The organism is Streptosporangium subroseum (assembly GCF_900188345.1).
Classification (GTDB): Bacteria; Actinomycetota; Actinomycetes; order Streptosporangiales; family Streptosporangiaceae; genus Streptosporangium; species Streptosporangium subroseum.
In genome coordinates, this window is record NZ_FZOD01000007.1 from 251,549 (window position 1) to 272,115 (window position 20,567).

Sequence of the window (20,567 nt, forward strand, 5' to 3'; positions counted from 1 at the left end):
TGCGGGGGACGGCCATTCCCCGCACCGCCCGCCGGTGGTATGACCCTCGGTGAGAACGATCTCTAGCCTTGGGGCTTCCGAGGCGTTAGCGTCTGCCCCATGCGCCACGTTGAGATCTCCGGTACGAGACTCCGGCTGAGGGAAGTCACCACCGATGACGTGGACGCGTTGCACGCCGTCTACGGCGACCCCACAGCCACCGAGCACCTGCCGTTCGACCCGCGCACCCGCGAGGAGGTCGAGGAGATAGTCGCCGAAGCGCTCAGGGCCGCCGAGGCCGAGCCCCGGCGGCTCTACGTGTTCGCGGTGACCGATCTGGACAGTCCCGAGGCCGTCGGCGTCGCCCGGCTGCACATCGAGGCCGACCACCCGCACAGCGCGGAGATCGGCCTGGGCCTGCGCCCCGACCACTGGGGCCGGGGCATCGGCACCGACCTGGTCCGGCTGATCCTGATGTTCGGCTTCCGGCATCTGCGCCTGCACCGCATCTGGGGCGCCCGCTCCCCGGCCAACACCGCCGCCCAGCTCGCGATGCTGGTCGCCGGGATGGTCGAGGAGGGCCGGATCAGGCACCACGTGCGGGCCCGCGGAGTCTGGCGCGACTCCATCGTGCACTCGGCCCTGGAGGACGAGTGGGAGGGGCACAGGGAGACCTGATCCCCGTCACGACGAGCAACCCTCGCCGCGACGGATCCCGAACCGCCTCCCCGCCACGCTCGCCGTATCGGACCCGAGACCGGCTCCCCCGAGCCACGCTCGCCGTGACGGACCCGAGACCGCCTCCCGGTGCCCCGCTCACCGTGACGGATCCCGAGCCGCCGAGAGCCGCGGGTCAGCCCCCGCAGGCCGCGAACCCGTAGGCGCCGCGGATCGTGTAGTGGTCCCTGACCCTGGTCACGCCCGTCGCCATGTCCACCTCGAGAATGCGCACCCGCCGCTCCTTGGCCGTCACCTCCGTGGTGTGCACGGTGACCTGGTTCACGCCGGTCCAGTCGACCGCCTCGACCTGCGATCGGCCGATCCGCACCGGCACGCTCCCGGTGGTCTGGCCGGACTCCAGATCGTGCAGCGTGATCGCCGGTCGCTTTCCGTCGACGAAGACCGCGACGGTCCTGCCGTCGGCCGCCAGCCCGCGCGGCGAGTTCTCGGACACGATCTGGGGCGGGTCCACCCGGAGCAGTTCATTCCCCGCGGTGTCATAGACGTCGAACCGGGAGACGTTCTCGTCGGTCTGCCTGGAGAACAGCACCTCGCCCGCGTCCCCGCTGAAGCCCTCGAACGTCTCCTGCCCGGCGATCTCGGCGAGAAGCGCCCCGGAGGCGGTGTCGTAGATCCGCGCGGGACGGGCCGGCCCAGCGAACCAGACCGCCAGCCGCGAACCGTCCTGGGACAGGTGAAACGCCACATCGAGCATGCCCAGCCCCTTGGGGACCACCGAGGCCGGCAGCCTGCGGACCGCGCCGCCGACCTCCTCCACGGCCAGCCGACCGTCGCTCTGCCGGAAGTACGCCACGTGGCTGCCGTCGCCGCTCACCGCGACCTGCGCGGCAGCGCCGTCGTTGACCTTGCCCCGGCTGTCCAGCGGGAAGGTCCGCGCATTGCCGAGCGTCGCCTTCCCGCCGCCGTGCAGCGCCAGCTGCCACTTCCCGCACGGATAGGTGCTCTCGTCCTTCTTCGTGCACTCCTTCAGCCAGGCGTAGCGGGCATGGCCGCGGTGGTCATGACCTTCGGCGTGCACGGCCGGGGTCGCGAACGCGACCATCGCCAGAGCCGCCAGCGACACGATCGTGGTTCTCATCGTCCCTCACTCTCCCGGCGCGTACCACGTGCACGCGGATCCGCTGATCTTGTACGTGTCCTTCTGCCTGACGGTGCCGGAAGCCTGACGGTGCCGGAAGAGACGTCGACGACGAGCACCCGTACCGTCGTCGGCCCCTCCTCCTCGGATGGCTGGGTGGCGACCCGTACCGTCAGCGAGCTCGGCCAGTTCCATCCCGCGAGATACGGACGCTCTCCTCTGCCCGGATCCGGGGCGACCGCGTCGGACAGCCGTCCGGTCCCCAGGTCGAAGACCCGTGGCCCCGCTCCCCCGCCGGACCCGCCTTCGGATCTGCCGGCCTGGACCGCCACGGTGTGCCCGTCCGCGTCCAGGGATGTATGCCTCATGGGTAAGTCCTCTCACTCACCTCTTTGGACATCTCCCGACCGCGATTGGTTGGTCACATATTGGATACGGCGACGCGCCGGCGTCCGGGCGCCGGATGACCGTCCGGAGCGGAGGGAGGGTCCGGGGCGCGGCGGATCTCGGCGGGTGAGGAATCTTCCACCGGCAGTGCGGACGCGGCGGTTGCCGACCGGTTCCGAGATCTCCCAGGCATTGTTCGTCGTCGCAGAGCTTGGAGTGGCCACGGAACTCCTCGATGACCCACGGAAGGTGGAGCACCGGCGGGGCCGCGTACGAGGCCCGGACTCCTTCCCCGTGAATGTCGTGACAGAATTGCTGCCGTTTCTAGCTACGGAGGCAGTCAAATGGGCCTAGAGTCCGCGCATGTGAGTGAGAGTTCCATCCTCCCCGTGCGAGGACGCGCCGTCCGACCCTCCGGCAGGCACCGCAGGCCCGTGCCCTCCCAGCTTCCGCCGGAGGCGCCCGCACTGGTGCTGACCACACTCGGCGACGGCTCGGGCGCCATCGCCGAGCTCGCGGCCCTCATACGGGCGGACAACCCGCAGATCCAGGTCCGCCTGGCCGGTCTCGGCGAGGACGCCAAGGAGCTGACCTCCGAGCTGGAGGCCGCCGCCCGGGAGCGTCCCGAGGACGGCGTCGCCGCCATCGTGGTGCCGCTGCTGGCCGGCCCGCATCCGGTCGCGGACCGGCTGATCGCCACGGCGGTGGCGGCGAGCGGGGTCTCGGTGACGGTCACCGACTCGCTGGGGCCGCACCCGCTTCTCGCCGAGGCCCTGCACATCCGTCTCGCCGAGAAGGGTCTGGCGCGAGAGGACCGGATGCGGCTGCTCAACGTCTCCAGCCCGGTCGACGGCATCATCCTCGCCACCGTCGGCGGCGAGAACGCCGTGGCCGAGGCACAGCCGACGGCCGTGCTGCTGGCCTCGCGGCTGACGCTCCCCGTGCTGGTCGCCTCACTGGACAGCGCGCCCGGCGTCGCCGAAGCCGCCGAGCGGCTGCGCGGCATCGGCGCCGAGCGCATCGCCCTGTCCCCGTGCGTCCTCGGTCCCGAGGCCGCCCCCGAGCTCGCGAGCGACGCCGCCGCCGCGATCGGGGCCGACTGCGCCGAGGTGCTCGGCGCGCACGGGCTGATCGCGGCCCTGGCCGCCCGCGCCTACGGGAGCATCCTGTCGGCGGACTGATGCGTTCGCCGATCAACGCGGTCTATATCCTCTGAGGAATACGGATAATCCGCATTCCTCAGAGGGGATCGACCATGCTGTTCGGCGAAGAGCATGTCAAGCGTTACCGGGAGACCGATGGTGCGGAGGGTCACGAGTGGCAGGGCACCGTCGTCCTGCTTCTGACCACCACGGGTCGTAAGAGCGGTGAGCAGCGGGAGACGCCGCTCATCTACCAGCGTCACGGCGACGACTACCTCGTGGTGGCCTCCAAGGGCGGGGCCGACGCCCCGCCGGCCTGGTATCTCAACCTTCAGGCGAACCCCGAGGTCGAGGTCCAGGTGCTGGGAGACCGGTTCACGGCGAGGGCGCGCACCGCCACCGCCGAGGAGAAGCCCGAGCTCTGGAAGATCATGACCGCGACCTGGCCGGCCTATGACGAATACCAGACGAAGACCGACCGGGAAATTCCCGTGGTCGTGCTGGAGCGCGTTTCTTCATGATTCGAGCATGAGGCGCGAATGCCGGTACCGAGCACAGGTTCCGGCTCGCGCCTCACGCCGGGCACAACCCTCGCGCCTCAGGTCTCCAGCCAGACGTAACCAGCGAAACGACCGGTCCTGCTCTCCCTGCGATGGGAGAACAGATCGGGCGTCTCGATGGTGCAGCGGGTGTCATGGGTGATCTCCGAAACTCCCGCCTTGGCCAGCTGCGAGGTGATCGCGGCGCGCAGGTCGAGTGCGGGGGTCTCCTGGCGAGTGACCGACCAGGCCTCGGGAAGCACCATCGTGACCTCGTCCCGGAGCTCGGCCGGAACCTCGTAGCAGCTGCCGCACGCCATCGGGCCGATCAGGGCGGTCATTCTCGCCGGGTCCGCGCCCCGCTCGGCCATCTCCGCGACCAGGGCCGGGACCACCCCGGAAACCGTGCCGACCCGCCCGGAGTGCGCGGCCCCGACCAGGCCGGCCTGCGGGTCGGCCAGCAGGACGGGAGCGCAGTCGGCGCAGAGCGCGGCCAGGCCGAGGCCCGGAACGTCGGTGCAGATCCCGTCCAGTGGGGGTGGGTCTTCGCCGAACGGCTCGCTCACGTAGCGGACGTCGGCGCTGTGGACCTGCCGCATGAACACGACCCGGTCCAGGCCGAACTCGGCGGCGGTCCTGGCCCTGTTGGCGGCGACCGCCTCCGGATCGTCCCCGCACGCGCCCCCGAGGTTGCGGCTGCCGTACGGCTCCGCGCTGGTGCCGCCGTGACGGTCGGTGATCCTCATCTGAAAGCTCACGACACGACCCTACTCGTCCCAGGAACCCCGCTCATGGGACGTTCGTTGCACAGGCACGCAGATCACCTGAGAGATTGCGAGTGTCATGGCACAGGTTGTGTACGACCGGAAGGAACAGTTCCAGCAGATCGAGAGCGGCCTCATGCCGGGTGAGCAGATCATCGCCGTCTACGACGCGATCGGCACGGGCACCGGCTTCCTGGGTCTCACCGACAAGCGCGTGATCGTGCAGGACAAGTCCTTCGTGGGCAAGAGGGTCGCCATCACGAGCATCCCCTATGGCAAGGTCTCGGCGGTCAGCGTGGTGAGCAACAAGTCTCTGGCCGGCGCGTTCTTCTCCTCCGGGGCCATCGCGATCCACGTGGGGACCCACACCTACGAGGTGGAGTTCCGGGGCGGCGACAAGGCCCACCACGTCCACAACGTGATCCTGCACTTCATCACCGGCTGAGCCTCCCCGGGCCCGGAGCCCGGGGAGAGCTCCAGGTCAGCCGGTCAGGACCGATCGGTACAGGTCCATCGTCCGCTCGGCGATCCGCTCCCAGGAGAAGTGCTCCACGGCGCGGACCCTCCCGGCCTCCCCCATCCGCCCGGCGAGCCCGGGATCGGCCAGGAGCCGGTTGACCCGCTCGGCGAGGTCGGCGGCGAACCGCCCGGGATCGCGCGGGTTGCCGTCGGCGCCCTGGTCGATCGGGACCAGCAGGCCCGTCGAGCCGTCGGCCACGACCTCGGGGATGCCGCCGGTGGCGGTGGCCACGACGGCGGTCTCGCAGGCCATCGCCTCCAGGTTCACGATGCCCATCGGCTCGTAGACCGAGGGACAGACGAACACGGTCGCGTGGGTGAGGATCTGGATCACCTCGGGGCGGGGAAGCATCTCCGAGATCCAGATGACGCCGTCCCGCTCGAGACCCCGGACGAGCTCGGCGACCTCGGAGGCGATCTCCGGGGTGTCGGGCGCGCCCGCGCAGAGCACCAGCTGGGCGTCGGGGTGGAAGTCCCTGGCGGCGTGGAGCAGGTGGATCAGGCCCTTCTGCCGGGTGATCCGGCCGACGAAGACGACGTACGGCCTCCCGGCGTCGATGCCGTGTCTCTCCAGAACGTCCGTGCCCCGGTCGGGGGCGTACTCGCCGGTGTCGATCCCGTTGTGGATCACCGAAACTTTTTCTGGTGAAATTTCGGGATAATTCGCGAGCACGTCGCGCCGCATTCCCTCCGAGACCGCGATGATCGCGTCGGCGCTCGCCAGGGCACCGCGCTCGGCCCATGATGACAGCGTGTAACCGCCGCCCAGTTGCTCGGCCTTCCACGGCCGCAGCGGCTCCAGGCTGTGCGTGGTCACCACGTGCGGCGTGCCGTACAGCATCTTGGCGACGTGACCTGCGAAGTTGGCGTACCAGGTGTGGCTGTGCACCAGATCCGCGCCCTCGCACCCGGCCGCCATCTCCAGGTCGACGCCGAGAACCTGGAGCGCGGCGTTGGCCGTTTCCAGCCCGCCGGGCACCCGGTAGGCCTCGACGCCATGCTCGGGTCGTGACGCTCCGAAGCAGCGGACCCGCGCGTCGGCGAGCCGGCGCAACTCGCGGGAGAGATATTCGACATGAACTCCCGCCCCTCCGTAGACGTCCGGGGGGTACTCACGGGTCAGCAGATCCACTCGCATACGATCAGCTTAGTGTTTCAGCCCTGTTCATCAGGTTAAGGTCCAGACATGAGAGTCCTCGCGATCGTGCTCGCCGGCGGTGAAGGCAAAAGACTGATGCCTCTGACGGCTGATCGAGCCAAGCCCGCAGTGCCGTTCGGGGGAATCTACCGGCTGGTCGACTTCGTGCTGTCGAACCTGGCCAACGGTCACTACCTGCAGATCGTCGTGCTGACGCAGTACAAGAACCACAGCCTCGACCGGCACATCTCCCGCACCTGGCGGCTGTCGTCGATGCTGGGCAACTACGTCACGCCGGTCCCCGCCCAGCAGCGGCTCGGACCGCACTGGTTCTCCGGGTCGGCCGACGCGCTGTTCCAGAACCTGAACCTGATCTACGACGAGATGCCGGATCACGTCATCGTGTTCGGCGCCGACCACATCTACCGGATGGACCCCCGGCAGATGGTGCGCCAGCACATCGATTCCGGCGCCGAGGTGACGGTGGCCGCGATCCGGCAGCCGATATCGCTGGCCGACCAGTTCGGCGTGATCGAGACCGATCCCGCGGGGCGCAAGATCGTGGCCTTCCGCGAGAAGCCCAAGGACGCGGTCGGCCTGCCGGACGCGCCCGACCAGGTCTACGCGTCGATGGGCAACTACGTCTTCAGGACCCAGGCGATGCTCGACGCGCTCAGGGAAGACGCGCTCGACCCCACCAGCAAGCACGACCTCGGCGGCAACATCATCCCGATGATGGTGAAGTCGGGCAGCGCGGAGGTGTACGACTTCGCCGACAACATCGTGCCCGGCTCCACCGAGCGGGACCGGGGCTACTGGCGGGACGTCGGGACCCTCGACGCCTACTACGAGGCCCACATGGACCTCATCTCGGCGCACCCGGTCTTCAACCTCTACAACAACCAGTGGCCGATCTACACCGGCCACGACCCGCTCCCGCCGGCGAAGTTCGTGCACAACGACGGCGACCGGGTCGGCAGGGCGATCGACTCACTGGTCTCCGCGGGCGTGATCGTCTCCGGTGGGCTGGCGGAGCGCTCCATCCTCTCCCCCGGCGTGGTGCTGCACTCCCACTCCCAGGTCGAGGACTCGGTGCTGATGGGCAACGTGAAGGTGGGCCGCGGCGCCATCGTCCGCAAGGCCATCATCGACAAGAACGTGATCATCCCGGACGGCGCCCGGATCGGCTTCGACCTCGAGTACGACCGCAGCCGCTTCGCGGTGACCCAGAACGGCATCGTGGTCATCGGCAAGAACGAGATCGTCGAACGGTAGACCCGACGGGACCCGGTCGACCGGGTCCCGTCCCCGACGGGCCCGCCGTCTCACCGGGGCCGGGATCCCGGCCCCGGACACCGGTCGAATTCCGCCGCGAGGTCGTCACCTCTCGGGAATGATCCCGCTCCAGGGGAAGCGCGGGGTCCGTCGTTCCATGAAGGCGGCGACGCCTTCGGCGACCTCCTCGCGTGACTCCTCCTGCCATCGGCGGAAGCGCGCCCCGTCGGCCCGGCCGTCCACGATCTCCTTGGTGGCGACCAGGGTGAGCTGGGAACGTGTCGCCAGCGTGCGGGCGAAGCCGTACACGCGCTGAGGCAGCGCCTCGGGCGCCAGGACCTCGTCCACCAGGCCGGCGCGGAGGGCCCGGCCGGCGTCGACGAGCTCGGCGGAGAAGAGGAGGAACTTGGCGGTGGACGGGCCGACGAGGTCGACGAGGCGGCGAGTGGAGCTCAGCGGGTAGACGACGCCGAGCTTGGCCGGGGTGATGCCGAAACGAGCACCCTCGGCGGCGAAGCGCAGGTCGCAGGCGAGGGCGAGCTGGCAGCCGCCGCCCACGCAGAAGCCCTCGATCATCGCGATCACCGGCTTGGGGAACGCGGTCAGCGCCCGTTCGGCGGTGACGATCAGTCCCGTGTCGTCACCGCCATCGGAGAGCCCGGCGATCTCCGAGATGTCGGCCCCCGAGCAGAAGGTGCCCTCCGCCCCCGTGAGCACAAGAACGCGCACGTCGGGATCGATCCCCAGCGGTGCGAGCAGTCCGGGCAGGGCACGCCACATGGCCACGCTCATCGCGTTGCGCTTCTCGGGACGGTTGATTCGCAACGTGGCGACGTGGTCGTCGATGGACAGCTCGAAACCTGCGGGAATCTGCACAAGACAGATTCTCCCGGGACGTTCTACGATCATGCGGGCAACCCCCCGAGCCTGAGAGGCCGAATGTTCGGAATCATCCGACCCTGCGGTGACCACTCGTGCCCGTCACTGCACCGGGCATGGATGGCGCACCTGTGCGGACTGTGCCTGACCCTCCGCGACGGGCAGGGGCATGGGGCACGGCTGGCCACCAACTACGACGGATTGATCATCTCGGTGCTGGCCGAGGCGCAGCGCCCGTCCGGCTCCCCGCACAGGACCGCCGGACCCTGCGCGTTACGCGGATTCAGATCGGCGGACGTCGTGGACGCGCGAGCGGAGGGGGTACGGCTGGCCGCCACGGTCTCGCTGGTCCTCGCCGCGGGCAAGCTGCGCGACCACGTGGCCGACGGCGACTCCGCCCCGGGCACCGGCCTGGTCCGCAGAAGGCTGGCGTCGCGATGGGAGACGGCCGGAGCCCGGATGGGTGCGGCGATCGGGTTCGACACCACCGTGCTGACCTCTGCCGTCGAGCGCCAGCTGGAGCTGGAGGGCAGGCGAGAGGTCACGTTGCTGGAGCTGACCGGCCCCACCGAGGAGGCGGTCGCCGCCGCGTTCGCGCACACGGCGGTACTCGCCGGCACGCCCGGCAACGCCGGAGCTCTGGCCGAGGCGGGCCGGTTCTTCGGCCGGATCGCCCACCTGCTGGACGCCGTGGAGGATCAGGCGGGGGACGCCGGGCGCGAGGCCTTCAATCCGCTGACCGCCACCGGCACCACCCGGCAGGAGGCGCGCCGGCTGTGTGACGACGCCGCGCACGGCCTGGACCTCGCGCTGCGCGAGCTCGACTTGGCCGACCGGCACCTGGTGGACGTGCTGCTCGGCACCGAGGTGCGCCGGGCGGTGGGCAGGACGTTCGGGCACTCCTACGAGCGGCCGGGGTTCGTCCGCAAGTCGGGGGCCGGGGTGGCGACCCTTCTCACCTGTGGCATGTGGCGGCCCCGGTGGAGCGGCAAGAACGGGCGGCCCTGCGGTGAGCGCTGCTACCTGCGCAACTGTGACTGCAGCGGTTGCGATGGCTGTGACGGATGCTGCGAGTGCTGCAAGTGCTGCGACAAGTGCGACGGTTGCTGCTGCGACTGCAGTCCCTGAGGTGGGTTCGGGTGGCCGGCCCGGAGCGCGGTCGCCTCAGGCCGGCCTGCCGTCACCGCTCTCGTCGCCGGCGCGACCCGGCTGCCGCGTCTCGCGGACCCCTCCCGCGAACAGCCCGGACAGCGTGCCCGCCGTGTCCTCCGGGCCGTCGATCCTGAGCCGGGGCAGCGCCTCGGGGTAATTGTCCCGGATGAACTTCACCATGTGCTCGCGCATGTCGCACTTGAGGTCCCAGGCGCTGGGAGAGTCGGCGGCGCTCATCAGGGCGCGCAGTTCCAGCAACCCGTTGGAGAGGGTGTCGGTGACCTGGAGGGTCCAGTCCTTCTGGTCCCACAGCGGGTGCTCGCGCAGGGCCCTGTAGAGCTCGGCGCGCAGTTCGTCCACCGGCACCGACCATTCGAGCCGGAGGAACACCGCGCCGATCACCCGGCTGCCGTGCCGGGTCCAGTTCTCGAACGAGTTGGACGTGAAGTAGGAGACCGGCAGCACCAGGCGGCGCTCGTCCCAGAGCCGCACCACCACGTAGGTGAGGCTGAGCTCCTCGATCCGGCCCCACTGCTCCTGGATCACGACCACGTCGTCCAGGCGGAGCGCGTCGCTGAAGGCCAGCTGCAACCCGGCGAGCAGGTTGCCGAGGGTGGACTGGGCGGCGATACCGACGACCACTCCGGCGATGCCGGCGGAGGCCAGCAGCCCGGCGCCGAGCGCGCGCACCTGGGGGAAGGTGAAGAGCATCGCGCCCAGCGCCACCACGATGATCACTGCCGAGGCCACCCGGCGGACCAGGGTGATCTGGGTGCGGATCCGGCGGGCCCGCCGGTTGCCCTCGCCCTCGATGACGACCAGGCGGGCCAGCACCACGTCGGTGACCGCGAAGGCGGCCTGGATCACCAGCCAGGCGACGGCTCCGATCATGGCCAGGCTGAGCAGCCGCTGGATCAGCGGGCTGATCGACTCATCGGCCATGCCCGGTTCGTAGACCGCGTAGGCGGTCACCACGGCCGCCGTCGTGAAGCCCGGCCAGGTGCAGCGGCGCACGAGCGGGGCGGCGAGAACCCACTTCTCGCCGATCAGCCTCCACCGCAGCGCCCGCCGTACCAGCTCCACGACCACCACCGCGGCCAGCACGGAGGTGAGCAAGATGATCCAGCTAGACACTGACGGCGTCCCCCTCCATCGTCATCACCCCTGTCAGGGTGCCCCCGGCCTCACCAGGTAATCAGTCTCACCAGGAAATCAGAAGGACTCGTCGAAGGAAACGCTCCCCTCGACCGCCACCTGGTAGGCCGAGACCCGCCGCTCGAAGAAGTTGGCCAGCTCCTGCACGTCCTGCAGCTCCATGAACGCGAACGGGTTGGCCGTACCGTACCGGATGGGCATCCGGAGCCGGACGAGCCGCTGGTCGGCGACGTACTCCAGATACTGCCGCATCTGGTCCACGCTCATCCCGAACAGGCCGTCGCCGCAGAGGTCGGCCGCGAAGGCGAGCTCGGCCGCCACCGCCTCCTCGATCATCTGGGTGACCTGCTCGCCGAGCGTGTCGTCGAACAGCTCCGGCTCCTCCGCCCGCACGGTCTCCACCACGCTGAAGGCGAACTCCATGTGCATGGACTCGTCGCGGAAGACCCAGTTGGTCCCGGTGGCCAGGCCGCTGAGCAGGCCCCTGGACCGGAACCAGTAGACGTAGGCGAAGGCGCCGTAGAAGAACAGGCCCTCGATGCACGCGGCGAAGCAGATCAGGTTGAGCAGGAACGCCCGCCGGTCCTCCCGCGTCTCCAGCCGGGTCAGGCCGCCGAGCGAGTCGATCCACCGGAAGCAGAACTCGGCCTTGTCCCGGATCGAGGGGATGTGCTCGACCGCGGAGAAGGCCTGGACCCGCTCGGTGTGGTCGGGCAGATAGGTGTCCAGGAGGGTCAGGTAGAACTGGACGTGCACGGCCTCCTCGAACAGCTGCCTGCTGAGATACAGGCGTGCCTCGGGGGCGTTGACATGCTGGTAGAGGTTGAGCACGAGGTTGTTGGCCACGATCGAGTCGCCGGTCGCGAAGAACGCGACGAGGCGGTTGATCAGGTGACGTTCCTCAGGCGCCATCCTGGCCAGGTCGGCCAGGTCGGAGTTGAGGTCCACCTCCTCCACGGTCCAGGTGTTGCGGATCGCGGCCCGGTAGCGCTCGTAGAACTCCGGGTAGCGCATGGGCCGCAGCGTGAGGTCCATTCCAGGGTCGAGCAACATCAGGGAAGAGCCTTTCGAAAAATGCCTACTGGCAGGCGTCGCAGTACTCGGGGTTCTCCAGGGAGCAGGCGACGGCCTCGGGGTCGAGCACCGTCTGCGTCCCCGTCGGTGTCGCGGCCTGCGTCGCTGCCTGCGTCGCCACGGTGGCCTGCGCGATCCGGGTGGCCGGGCGCGAGCGCAGGTAGTAGGTGGTCTTGAGGCCGGCCTTCCACGCGTAGGCGTACATCGAGGAGAGCTTGCCGATGGTCGGCGTGGCCATGAAGAGGTTCAGCGACTGCGACTGGTCGATGTACGGCGTGCGCGCGGCGGCCAGGTCGATCAGCGCCTTCTGCGGCAGCTCCCAGGCGGTCCGGTAGAGCGCCTTGAGGTCGTCGGGGATCTCGGGGATGTCCTGGACGGAGCCGTCGGCGCGCTTGATCGCGTCGCGGATCTGCGGGGTCCACAGGCCGCGGGCCTGCAGGTCGCGGACCAGGTAGCGGTTGACCTGGAGGAACTCTCCCGACAGGGTCTCGCGCTTGAAGATGTTGGAGACCTGGGGCTCGATGCACTCGTAGCAGCCCGCGATGGAGGCGATGGTGGCGGTGGGCGCGATCGCGATCATCAGCGAGTTGCGCAGGCCGGTCTTCGCGATCCGATCCCTGATCGCCGTCCACTCCGCCGAGCGCGCGGCGTCGTAGTGGTCGGGGTGGAGCACGCCGCCGGCGGTCCTGGTCTCGTCGTAGGAGGGGTGACGGCCCCGCTCGACGGCCAGGTCGGAGGACGTGCCGTAGGCGGCGAGCGCGATCTCCTCGGAGATCCGGGTGGACAGCTCCAGGGCCTGCGGCGAGTCGAACGGCAGCCGCAGCGCGAACAGCACGTCGGCCAGGCCCATCACGCCCAGCCCGATCGGGCGCCACTTCTCGTTGGCGGTCCTCGCCTCGGGGGTCGGGTAGAAGCCCAGGTCGATGGTCCGGTCCAGGAACCGTACGGCGGTGCGGACGGTCGCGCGCAGCCGTACCCAGTCGACCCCCTCGTCGAGGAGATGGGCGGCGAGGTTGATCGAGCCGAGGTTGCAGACGGCGGTCTCGGCGTCGTTGGTGACCTCGAGGATCTCGGTGCAGAGGTTGGAGAGGTGGATGACGTTCTCGGGGCGGGCCGTCTGGTTGGAGGTCCGGTTGGCCGCGTCCTTGAAGGTCATCCAGCCGTTGCCCGTCTGGGCGAGGGTGCGCATCATCCGGCCGTACAGGGAGCGGGCCGGGATCTGCTTGACGAACCGGCCCTCGGCCTCGGCGGCCCGGTAGGCCTCCTCGAACGCGGCGCCGTACAGGTCGGTGAGGTGCGGGACCTCCTTGGGGTCGAACAGCGACCAGACGCCGTCGGCCTCGACCCGGCGCATGAACTCGTCGGGGACCCAGTTCGCCAGGTTCAGGTTGTGCGTACGGCGGGACTCCTCGCCGGTGCTGTCCCGCAGTTCGAGGAACTCCTCGACGTCGGCGTGCCAGGACTCCAGGTAGACGCAGGCCGCGCCCTTGCGGCGACCGCCCTGGTTGACCGCGGCGACGCTGGAGTCCAGCGTGCGCAGCCACGGCACGATGCCGTTGGAGTGGCCGTTGGTGCCCCGGATCAGCGAGCCGCGCGAGCGGACCCGGGTCCAGGCGATCCCGATCCCCCCGGCGTACTTGGACAGGCGCGCGACCTGCCCGTAGCGCTCGTAGATGGCCTCCAGGTCGTCTCGGGGAGAGTCGAGCAGGAAGCAGGAGGAGAGCTGGGGCCTGCGCGAGCCGGAGTTGAACAGCGTGGGCGAGCTCGGCAGGTAGGACAGGGTCGCCATGAGCGCGTACAGCTCGGCGGCCTCCTCGACGGTCTCCGACAGGCCGCAGGCGACCCGGAGGAAGAAGTGCTGGGGGCGCTCCAGGACCTTGCGGGTCTCCGGGTGGCGCAGCAGGTAACGGTCGTAGACCGTGCGCAGTCCGAAGTACTCGAACCGCTCGTCGGCGTCCGGCGCGATCAGCGCGTCCAGCGCCACGGCGTGGGCGGCCACGAACCGGGCCAGCCCGTCCTGGATGAGCCCGGCCGCGTGGGTCGCGGCGATGGACTCGGAGAAGGTCCGGACTCCGTGCCCGGCGGCCTCGTCGGCGATCAGCTCGGCCAGCATCCCGGCGGCGATCCTGGAATTGGCCGGATCAGTGATCACCCGGGCGGCGGCCTCATCGATCGCCAACCGGCGGTCGACCGGGTCGTTCCCGATCTCCTTGGCGACGTCGACCAAGGTCTGTGTCACGTGTTACCCCTCGCGTGCTCGTAAATCCCCCTGTTGGCTCTCGCCGGAAGGGCGCACGCGTCTGAGAACGGTTCCGGGCATGCCGGACCGCCTCATTCCGCGAGCCCTCCCTCGAGGCCCTGGACAGTTTTCATGGTCGAGTCGCACCTCACCGCGCACACTCCAGGCCGCTTCACGCGTCCCTCGGTGCCCGATTCGGCTCCCTCGCTCATGACACGGTCGAGTCCCGCCTCACCTTGCACACTTCGGACCGCTTCACGCGTCCCTCGGTGCCCGGTTCGGCTCCCTCGCTCATGACATGGTCGAGTCCCGCCTCACCTTGCACACTTCGGACCGCTTCACGCGTCCCTCGGTGCCCGGTTCGGCTCCCTCTTCCATGCGTCACTGGCAGGTCTTCGGACTCACGGGCGCCGTGCCGATGCCTACTGGCCGTCGCTTCCCAGGCAAGGTGCGCCCAGTGCTCTCATGACGGTTTTCGTTCCCGTTCACCGCTGCGGGGCAGCCCCGGATTCTCACCGGGTTCCCTCTTACCTCGCCCCTCTCGGAGCGAACCAGCAACGAGGAAGGATCCTACATCTAGGGGCGCTTGACGCAACCACCCCTACACCTTGTGCTCGAAGACTTTAAGAGTCCTAGATCGTAGAGCACCCCGCGGGTGCGTCCGGTCTCGGTGACGAGCCACTGGCGGAAGTCCTCGCCGCTCAGGTACACCCGGTTCCAGTCGTTGGCCGCGCACACCTCCTGCCAGCGCGGCGTGGCGTCCAGGCGGTCACACAGGGCGACGGCCGCGTCCCGGTCCTCGGGGCGCATGTCGCGAGGGCCGAGCAGGCCGCACCAGTCGCTGTACTCCAGCCGGACTTCCAGCTCCATGAGCGTCGGTGCGTCGATTCCGTCGATGCGCTGGCCCGAGGAGACCACCAGTGGCCTCATGCGGTGCGCGGCGATCTCCTTCTTGAAGGAGCGGGCCGATCCCAGGATCGCGGCCACCCGGCCGTCGTAAAGCGCCTCGACCGTCTCGGACCATCCGGGGTAGCCGCTGTATTCCAGCAGCCGGGCATCCACCCCGAGGCACTTGCCGATCATTCCGTAGAGCACGTGGTCGGAACCGCCCGTGGACCGACCTCCCACCACCAGCCCGGCCGGATCGCGGCGGAGCACCGCCACGAAGTCGTCGAAGGTACGCAGGTTGGAGTTCGCGGGGACGACCAGGGCCGCCCAGTCGCCGATCAGGCGGGCGAGGGGGGTCGTGGAGTCCACCACGGCGGCGGCGTTCGTGATCTCCGCCCCGGCCACCATCGGCATTCCCGTGAGAAGCAGCTGGCCGTCGCTCATGAACGGGCCGTGGGCGGCGGAGAACGTGTTCATCGTGGCGGCGTCCAGACCGCCCGGATGGTTGCTCACCCCGACGGTCCTCGCCAGTTTCGCCTCGACCAGAACGGTGGCCAGCGTGCGTACGGCCAGATCCCAGCTCTGCCCGTGGGCCATGGGCGCGATGATGGACAGCCTGTTGGCCGTGGACGCGCCGGAGGTCCTCGTCGAACCGCAGCCTGCGACGACCATGATTCCCGCGGCGAACGCGAAAAACCCCCTACGACGCATAAGGGCCCCTTCCCCCCAAGATCCCCCTATACCCCAGGTTACCCTCATGTCACTTTCTGTCACATGTTGGGGGTCATCGCCCGAGACGGGGTTCCCCGACGCGGCGAACGCGCGGCGGGGAACCCCGGGAGCCGAGGGTGCGGAAACGGGCCCCGGGGCCGCCGTCGGGGCCGGGACGGATGCCGGACGACGGGGAGACCTCGGAGGCCGGAGGACCCCGGGGAAACCGACGCCCGGATCACTCCACCGTGACGCTCTTAGCCAGGTTGCGAGGCTTGTCCACGTCCCGCTCCAGCGCGACGGCGGCGTGGTAGGCGAAGAGCTGGAGCGGGATCGACAACAGGATCGGGTCCAGCTCGGTCTCGTTCTTGGGCACCACGATGCAGTCGTTGGCCAGCTTGGGGTCGGCCGTACGGTGCCCGACCATGAGCACCCGCCCGCCGCGGGCGCGGATCTCGCCCAGCGTGGTGAGGTTCTTGTCCAGCAGTTCGTCGTCGGGGACGATCGCCACGGTCGGCATGTCCGGGCCGATCAGCGCCAGCGGCCCGTGCTTGAGCTCGCTGGCCGGGTAGGCCTCGGCGTGCACGTAGGAGATCTCCTTGAGCTTCTGCGCGCCCTCACGGGCCACCGGATAACCCCGGACCCGGCCCACGAACATCATGCTCGGCGAGGTGGCGTACTCCTGCGCCAGCTCCCTGATCTGCGGCTCCAGCGTGAGAATCTCCTTGATCTGGTCGGGCAGCCTGCGCAGGCCCTCGCAGACGCGCCGGCCGTCGGCCGGGGACAGGTCGCGGACCCGGCCCAGATGCAGCGCGAGCAGCGCGAAGGCCACGGCGGTCGAGGTGAACGCCTTGGTGCTCGCCACCGAGACCTCGGGGCCCGCGTGCAGGTAGACGCCTCCGTCGCACTCGCGGGCGATCGCGCTGCCGACGGTGTTGACGATGCCGAGCACCCGCCCGCCCTTGCGCTTGAGCTCCTGGACGGCGGCGAGGGTGTCGTAGGTCTCCCCCGACTGGCTGATCGCCACGTAGAGGGTGTCGGCCTCCACGACGGGGCTGCGGTAGCGGAACTCGCTGGCCGGTTCCGCGTCGGCCGGGATCCGCGCCAGCTCCTCGATGAGCTGCGCACCGATCTGGCCCGAGTAGTAGGCGGAGCCACAACCGATGATCTTCACGCGGCGGAACGAACGGGTCTCCCGCGCGTCCATGTTGAGGCCGCCGAGGTGGGCGATGTGGAAGCGGTCGTCGAGACGCCCGCGCAGCGTTCTGGCGACGGTGTCGGGCTGCTCGGAGATCTCCTTGAGCAGGTAGTGCTCGTAGCCGCCGGTGTCGTAGTGGCCGTCCTCCCAGTCGACGGTCAGCGGCTGCTTGGCCGTCTCCCGCGCGTCGCTGGCGAAGGTGTGGAACCCGTCGGCCCTGAGCACGGCGATCTCGCCGTCCTCCAGGTGGACCACCTGACGGGTGTAACGGACCAGCGCGGCCACGTCGGAGGCGGCGAACATCTCCTTCTCGCCGATGCCCAGCACGATCGGGCTGCCGTTGCGGGCGACGACCACCTCTCCGGGACGCTGCGCGTCGATCACCGCGATGCCGTAGGTGCCGACCACCCGCTTGAGCGCCGTACGGACCGCCTCCTCCAGCGAGTCGACGTCCTGGACGGTGCGGGCGATCAGGTGCGACAGCACCTCGGTGTCGGTCTCCGACAGGAAGATCGCGCCGTCGGCCTCAAGCTTGGCACGCAGCTCGTCGGCGTTCTCGATGATGCCGTTGTGCACGACCCCGATGCGCTCGTCGGTGGACAGATGCGGGTGGGCGTTGACGTCGCTGGGCGCGCCGTGGGTGGCCCAGCGGGTGTGGCCGATGCCCAGCCCGCCCTTGAACCGCGCGGGCACGACGGCCGCCAGGTCGGCCACCCTGCCCTTGACCTTGCGCATCTTCAGGCCCTTGTTGGAGATCACCACGCCGGCCGAGTCGTAGCCGCGGTACTCAAGGCGCTGCAGGCCCTCCAGCAGGATCGGCGCCGCATCCTTCGCCCCTACATAAGCCACGATTCCGCACATCTAGCCACTCCTTACCCGTAGACGATCCGGCGCAGTTGGCGCAGGGAGAGTTCGGGTGCCGCGACACGGCGAGTCGCCAGCTCGACTGCCACCCGAGGGAAGATCTCTTCGTTGACCAGTCCCTTTGTCCTGAGCTCCGCGTGACGCCTCCGGACGAACTCCTCCACAGGTTCGGAGAAGTAGGCCAGCACGTCCGCGACGACCCGCGCCGCCTCTCCGGGACCGAGCGCGCTCGTCCGGGCCAGGTGGGCGATCAGATCCTCATGCGGATGCCATGTCGTGGACACAGAGCAGGACCCTACGCATCAACGCGGGTATCCACCAAGTTTCCTGCCCGATTTCGGGCAGGAAACCTCCCTATTGGCTCCAGCCCCCTCCCATGTTGACATTCGGTAGTGTTATTTAACTCTGGGTAGTCATTTGGTCGGGAGGAACCACCATGAGCCGTCTGCCGGGGATAGCTGTCCTTGTCGCCCTCGCCGCGTTGATCCCGGCCGCCCCCGGGGCGACCGCGCCGGTCGGCGGGAAGGCCGCCTTCGCCGTTCCGGGAGAGGCGGCGCCGGGCGGCAGGCAGGCGGCCTTCGCCCAGGCGGCCCGGACGTACGGCGTGCCGGAAAGCGTGCTCCTCGCGGTCTCCTACCTGGAATCCCGATGGGACACCAACGGCGGGCTACCCAGCGTCTCCGCGGGCTACGGCCCCATGCACCTGGTCGACGCCGGCATCGAACCCGCGCGCCACCACCACTACGAGGGCGGGGAGGACCCGCGCGGCGACGAGACCCGGCCGTATCCCCTCAAGATCCCGGACACCACCGCGGTTCCGCCGGAGGACACCCTGCACCGCGCGGCGGAGCTGACCGGGCTCGCTCCCGACCTGCTGCGGGAGGACCCGGCCGCCAACATCCGCGGCGGCGCCGCGCTGCTCGCCGACTACCAGCGGCGGGTCGGCGGGAAGCCGAGCACCGACCCGGCGGACTGGTACGGCGCGGCGGCCCGCTACTCCGGCTCGTACCCCGGCGCGGCGGGCACGGGCACGGACGGTGACAGCGGCCCCGGCGCCGTCGCGGGCCCCGACGCCGACGCGGCCGGGCCGGGCGAGAGCCCGTCGGACGCGGAGGCGGCGGACACGGAGGCGGCGGACACGGAGGCGGCGAGGTCCTTCGCCGACGAGGTCTACGCGACGATCCGTTCCGGTGCGGCGCGCGTGACCGACGACGGCGAGCGGGTGGTCCTGCCCGCGATGCCGGCCCTGTCCCCGCGGCGACCGCCGTCCGGCCGGACCGCCCAGCGCCGCGGCGCGCCGGCTCCCGTATCCGCCCCCGCCCCCGACTGCCCGCCGACCGTCTCCTGCGAGTGGATCCCGGCCGCCTACAAGCAGCTCCCGGGAGGCGGATACGGCAACCACGACCGCTACGACAAGCCTCGAAAGATCGACTACATCGTCATCCACGACGGTGAGACCAGCTACAACGTCATGACCCGTCTCGCCAAGAACCCCAGCTACCTGAGCTGGCATTTCACCCTGCGCTCCAGCGACGGCCACATCGCCCAGCACCTGCGGGCCAACGACATCGGGTGGCACGCGGGAAACTGGTACGTCAACTCCCGCTCCATCGGCCTGGAGCACGAGGGCTACCTCGCCAAGGGCGGCGCCTGGTACACCGAGGCGATGTATCTCGCCTCGGCCAAACTGGTCAGCTATCTCGCGAAAAAATACGATGTGCCCCTGAACCGCGCGCACATCATCGGGCATGACAACGTGCCGGGCACCACCCCGGAGACCGTGAGCGGCATGCACGAGGACCCGGGCCCGTACTGGAACTGGAGCCACTACTTCGATCTTCTCGGCAAACCGTTGAAGGTCGCGGACAGCTTCAAGCTGCTCGGCACCCCGCAGAAGGACCCGGAGGACCAGGGCGACCAGCAAACTCAGGAAGCCCAGGAAACTCAAGGAACCCAGAAATCCCAAGAGACCCAAGAAGCCCGCGGATCTCAAAAAGACCAAGAAGCTCAGGGCGGCCAAGGAGCGCGGAGCGGCCACGCCGACCGGGAGGGCGCCGCCGCGCGTTCGGTGCTGATCAAGCCGGACTACGCCCTCAACCGCCCCGGCTTCACCGGCTGCACCGGCGGGTGCCGCCGCCTGGGCGCGACCTCGGTCTGGCTGCACACCCGCCCCTCCCTGGAGGCCCCGCTGGTCAAGGACATCGGCAAGCACCCGACGGGCGGTTCGTCCTACAGCGTCTACGACCATGCCGCCCGTGCCTCCACCGGCCAGCGCTACGCGTTGGCCGGGCGCAGGGGTGACTGGACGGCGATCTGGTACCTCGGGCAGAAGGCGTGGTTCAACGACCCGGTGGCCGCCCCGACCTCCGTGCCCGTGTCCGGCCCGCTGGTGACGCCCAAACCGGGCCTCCGCTCCGTCAAGCTGTACGGCAGGGCCTACCCCGAGGCGTCGGCCTATCCCCGTGGCGTCCCCGCCCAGGCGCTGACCCCGCTGCAGTACTCGCTACCGGCCGGGCAGCTCTACAGTCTCGGCCTGACGACCCGCGGCGCCTACCTGAGGACCGCCACCTTCGATCCGTCGAGCCACCGCGTCATCCGGGGCGACATCCGCTACCACCAGATCCAGTTCGGACACCGGTTCATGTTCGTCCGAGCCTCCGACGTCCAAGTACTCCCCAAATGAAGATCCTCGGCAAGCCGCTCGGTTGCGCACATCCGCCCGGCGAAGGCGCTAGAGTTTCCATGTGCCCCGGACACGTCTCCGGGAGTTACGCGGAAGTGGCTCAGTGGTAGAGCATCACCTTGCCAAGGTGAGGGTCGCGGGTTCGAATCCCGTCTTCCGCTC

The 20,567-nt window shown here is 69.5% G+C and carries 17 protein-coding genes, 1 tRNA gene and 1 riboswitch; of the genes, 8 read left to right on the plus strand and 10 right to left on the minus strand.

What is annotated here, in order from left to right:
- Positions 1-99: 99 nt before the first annotated feature.
- A complete protein-coding gene (locus tag CHC08_RS10340) occupies positions 100-657 on the plus strand; it encodes a GNAT family N-acetyltransferase (protein WP_089206977.1) in 558 nt (185 codons plus the stop codon).
- Between the two features lie 175 nt (positions 658-832).
- Here CHC08_RS10340 and CHC08_RS10345 read toward each other — a convergent pair whose 3' ends face one another.
- Entirely contained in the window at positions 833-1,798 is a 966-nt protein-coding gene (locus tag CHC08_RS10345; protein WP_089206978.1) for a WD40 repeat domain-containing protein, read from the minus strand.
- 752 nt (positions 1,799-2,550) lie between these two features.
- Here CHC08_RS10345 and CHC08_RS10350 point away from each other — a divergent pair.
- Both CHC08_RS10350 and CHC08_RS10355 read left to right on the plus strand, forming a co-directional pair.
- Positions 2,551-3,366 carry a sirohydrochlorin chelatase gene (locus tag CHC08_RS10350; protein WP_245878240.1) on the plus strand — a complete coding sequence of 272 codons (816 nt, stop codon included), beginning with the start codon at positions 2,551-2,553 and terminating at the stop codon, positions 3,364-3,366.
- Between the two features lie 74 nt (positions 3,367-3,440).
- On the plus strand, positions 3,441-3,848 hold the full coding sequence (locus CHC08_RS10355; protein ID WP_089206980.1) for a nitroreductase family deazaflavin-dependent oxidoreductase: 408 nt from the start codon (positions 3,441-3,443) through the stop codon (positions 3,846-3,848).
- A 77-nt stretch (positions 3,849-3,925) separates the two neighbouring features.
- Here the strand turns inward: CHC08_RS10355 and pgeF are convergent, their stop codons facing one another.
- Positions 3,926-4,612: a peptidoglycan editing factor PgeF gene (gene pgeF / locus CHC08_RS10360; RefSeq protein ID WP_089207020.1), complete on the minus strand. Its 687-nt coding sequence runs from the start codon at positions 4,610-4,612 to the stop codon at positions 3,926-3,928.
- Positions 4,613-4,709: 97 nt separating this feature from the next.
- Between pgeF and CHC08_RS10365 the strand changes: the two genes are divergently transcribed.
- Positions 4,710-5,075 carry a PH domain-containing protein gene (locus CHC08_RS10365; RefSeq protein ID WP_089206981.1) on the plus strand — a complete coding sequence of 122 codons (366 nt, stop codon included), beginning with the start codon at positions 4,710-4,712 and terminating at the stop codon, positions 5,073-5,075.
- Positions 5,076-5,111: 36 nt separating this feature from the next.
- Here CHC08_RS10365 and glgA read toward each other — a convergent pair whose 3' ends face one another.
- The gene (gene glgA, locus CHC08_RS10370; RefSeq protein ID WP_089206982.1) at positions 5,112-6,287 is read right to left on the minus strand and encodes a glycogen synthase; all 1,176 of its coding nucleotides are present in this window, start codon (positions 6,285-6,287) and stop codon (positions 5,112-5,114) included.
- A 48-nt stretch (positions 6,288-6,335) separates the two neighbouring features.
- Between glgA and glgC the strand changes: the two genes are divergently transcribed.
- A complete protein-coding gene (gene glgC, locus CHC08_RS10375; RefSeq protein WP_089206983.1) occupies positions 6,336-7,562 on the plus strand; it encodes a glucose-1-phosphate adenylyltransferase in 1,227 nt (408 codons plus the stop codon).
- A 105-nt stretch (positions 7,563-7,667) separates the two neighbouring features.
- Here glgC and CHC08_RS10380 read toward each other — a convergent pair whose 3' ends face one another.
- Positions 7,668-8,438: an enoyl-CoA hydratase/isomerase family protein gene (locus CHC08_RS10380; protein ID WP_245878241.1), complete on the minus strand. Its 771-nt coding sequence runs from the start codon at positions 8,436-8,438 to the stop codon at positions 7,668-7,670.
- Between the two features lie 63 nt (positions 8,439-8,501).
- Here CHC08_RS10380 and CHC08_RS10385 point away from each other — a divergent pair, with 63 nt between their 5' ends.
- Positions 8,502-9,569 carry a DUF5685 family protein gene (locus CHC08_RS10385; protein ID WP_089206985.1) on the plus strand — a complete coding sequence of 356 codons (1,068 nt, stop codon included), beginning with the start codon at positions 8,502-8,504 and terminating at the stop codon, positions 9,567-9,569.
- 36 nt (positions 9,570-9,605) lie between these two features.
- Here the strand turns inward: CHC08_RS10385 and CHC08_RS10390 are convergent, their stop codons facing one another.
- The 6 genes from CHC08_RS10390 to CHC08_RS10415 all read right to left on the minus strand — a co-directional run bounded on the left by CHC08_RS10390 (position 9,606) and on the right by CHC08_RS10415 (position 18,006).
- Positions 9,606-10,727 carry a mechanosensitive ion channel family protein gene (locus tag CHC08_RS10390; RefSeq protein ID WP_089206986.1) on the minus strand — a complete coding sequence of 374 codons (1,122 nt, stop codon included), beginning with the start codon at positions 10,725-10,727 and terminating at the stop codon, positions 9,606-9,608.
- 78 nt (positions 10,728-10,805) lie between these two features.
- Entirely contained in the window at positions 10,806-11,801 is a 996-nt protein-coding gene (locus CHC08_RS10395; protein WP_089206987.1) for a ribonucleotide-diphosphate reductase subunit beta, read from the minus strand.
- Between the two features lie 25 nt (positions 11,802-11,826).
- Complete coding sequence (locus tag CHC08_RS10400; protein WP_089206988.1) at positions 11,827-14,061, minus strand: ribonucleoside-diphosphate reductase subunit alpha; 2,235 nt, start codon at positions 14,059-14,061, stop codon at positions 11,827-11,829.
- Between the two features lie 369 nt (positions 14,062-14,430).
- A riboswitch (cobalamin riboswitch) is annotated at positions 14,431-14,632 on the minus strand.
- A 5-nt stretch (positions 14,633-14,637) separates the two neighbouring features.
- Positions 14,638-15,660, minus strand: coding sequence for a Bug family tripartite tricarboxylate transporter substrate binding protein (locus CHC08_RS10405; RefSeq protein WP_179281971.1), 1,023 nt, complete (start codon positions 15,658-15,660; stop codon positions 14,638-14,640).
- A gap of 238 nt (positions 15,661-15,898) precedes the next feature.
- Positions 15,899-17,719 carry a glutamine--fructose-6-phosphate transaminase (isomerizing) gene (gene glmS, locus CHC08_RS10410; RefSeq protein WP_089206990.1) on the minus strand — a complete coding sequence of 607 codons (1,821 nt, stop codon included), beginning with the start codon at positions 17,717-17,719 and terminating at the stop codon, positions 15,899-15,901.
- Positions 17,720-17,730: 11 nt separating this feature from the next.
- Positions 17,731-18,006: a hypothetical protein gene (locus CHC08_RS10415; protein ID WP_089206991.1), complete on the minus strand. Its 276-nt coding sequence runs from the start codon at positions 18,004-18,006 to the stop codon at positions 17,731-17,733.
- Positions 18,007-18,158: 152 nt separating this feature from the next.
- Between CHC08_RS10415 and CHC08_RS51425 the strand changes: the two genes are divergently transcribed.
- Positions 18,159-20,405, plus strand: coding sequence for an N-acetylmuramoyl-L-alanine amidase (locus CHC08_RS51425; RefSeq protein ID WP_245878243.1), 2,247 nt, complete (start codon positions 18,159-18,161; stop codon positions 20,403-20,405).
- A gap of 89 nt (positions 20,406-20,494) precedes the next feature.
- Positions 20,495-20,566, plus strand: a tRNA-Gly gene (locus CHC08_RS10425).
- Position 20,567 lies beyond the last annotated feature (1 nt).

What these genes read in the sequence shown, in the direction of transcription:
- CHC08_RS10340 (WP_089206977.1), top strand. Translation starts at nt 100, where the DNA reads ATGCGCCACGTTGAGATCTCCGGTACGAGACTCCGGCTGAGGGAAGTC.
- CHC08_RS10345 (WP_089206978.1), bottom strand. Translation starts at nt 1,798, where the DNA reads ATGAGAACCACGATCGTGTCGCTGGCGGCTCTGGCGATGGTCGCGTTC.
- CHC08_RS10355 (WP_089206980.1), top strand. Translation starts at nt 3,441, where the DNA reads ATGCTGTTCGGCGAAGAGCATGTCAAGCGTTACCGGGAGACCGATGGT.
- pgeF (WP_089207020.1), bottom strand. Translation starts at nt 4,612, where the DNA reads ATGAGGATCACCGACCGTCACGGCGGCACCAGCGCGGAGCCGTACGGC.
- CHC08_RS10365 (WP_089206981.1), top strand. Translation starts at nt 4,710, where the DNA reads ATGGCACAGGTTGTGTACGACCGGAAGGAACAGTTCCAGCAGATCGAG.
- glgA (WP_089206982.1), bottom strand. Translation starts at nt 6,287, where the DNA reads ATGCGAGTGGATCTGCTGACCCGTGAGTACCCCCCGGACGTCTACGGA.
- glgC (WP_089206983.1), top strand. Translation starts at nt 6,336, where the DNA reads ATGAGAGTCCTCGCGATCGTGCTCGCCGGCGGTGAAGGCAAAAGACTG.
- CHC08_RS10385 (WP_089206985.1), top strand. Translation starts at nt 8,502, where the DNA reads ATGTTCGGAATCATCCGACCCTGCGGTGACCACTCGTGCCCGTCACTG.
- CHC08_RS10395 (WP_089206987.1), bottom strand. Translation starts at nt 11,801, where the DNA reads ATGTTGCTCGACCCTGGAATGGACCTCACGCTGCGGCCCATGCGCTAC.
- CHC08_RS10405 (WP_179281971.1), bottom strand. Translation starts at nt 15,660, where the DNA reads ATGCGTCGTAGGGGGTTTTTCGCGTTCGCCGCGGGAATCATGGTCGTC.
- glmS (WP_089206990.1), bottom strand. Translation starts at nt 17,719, where the DNA reads ATGTGCGGAATCGTGGCTTATGTAGGGGCGAAGGATGCGGCGCCGATC.
- CHC08_RS51425 (WP_245878243.1), top strand. Translation starts at nt 18,159, where the DNA reads ATGAGCCGTCTGCCGGGGATAGCTGTCCTTGTCGCCCTCGCCGCGTTG.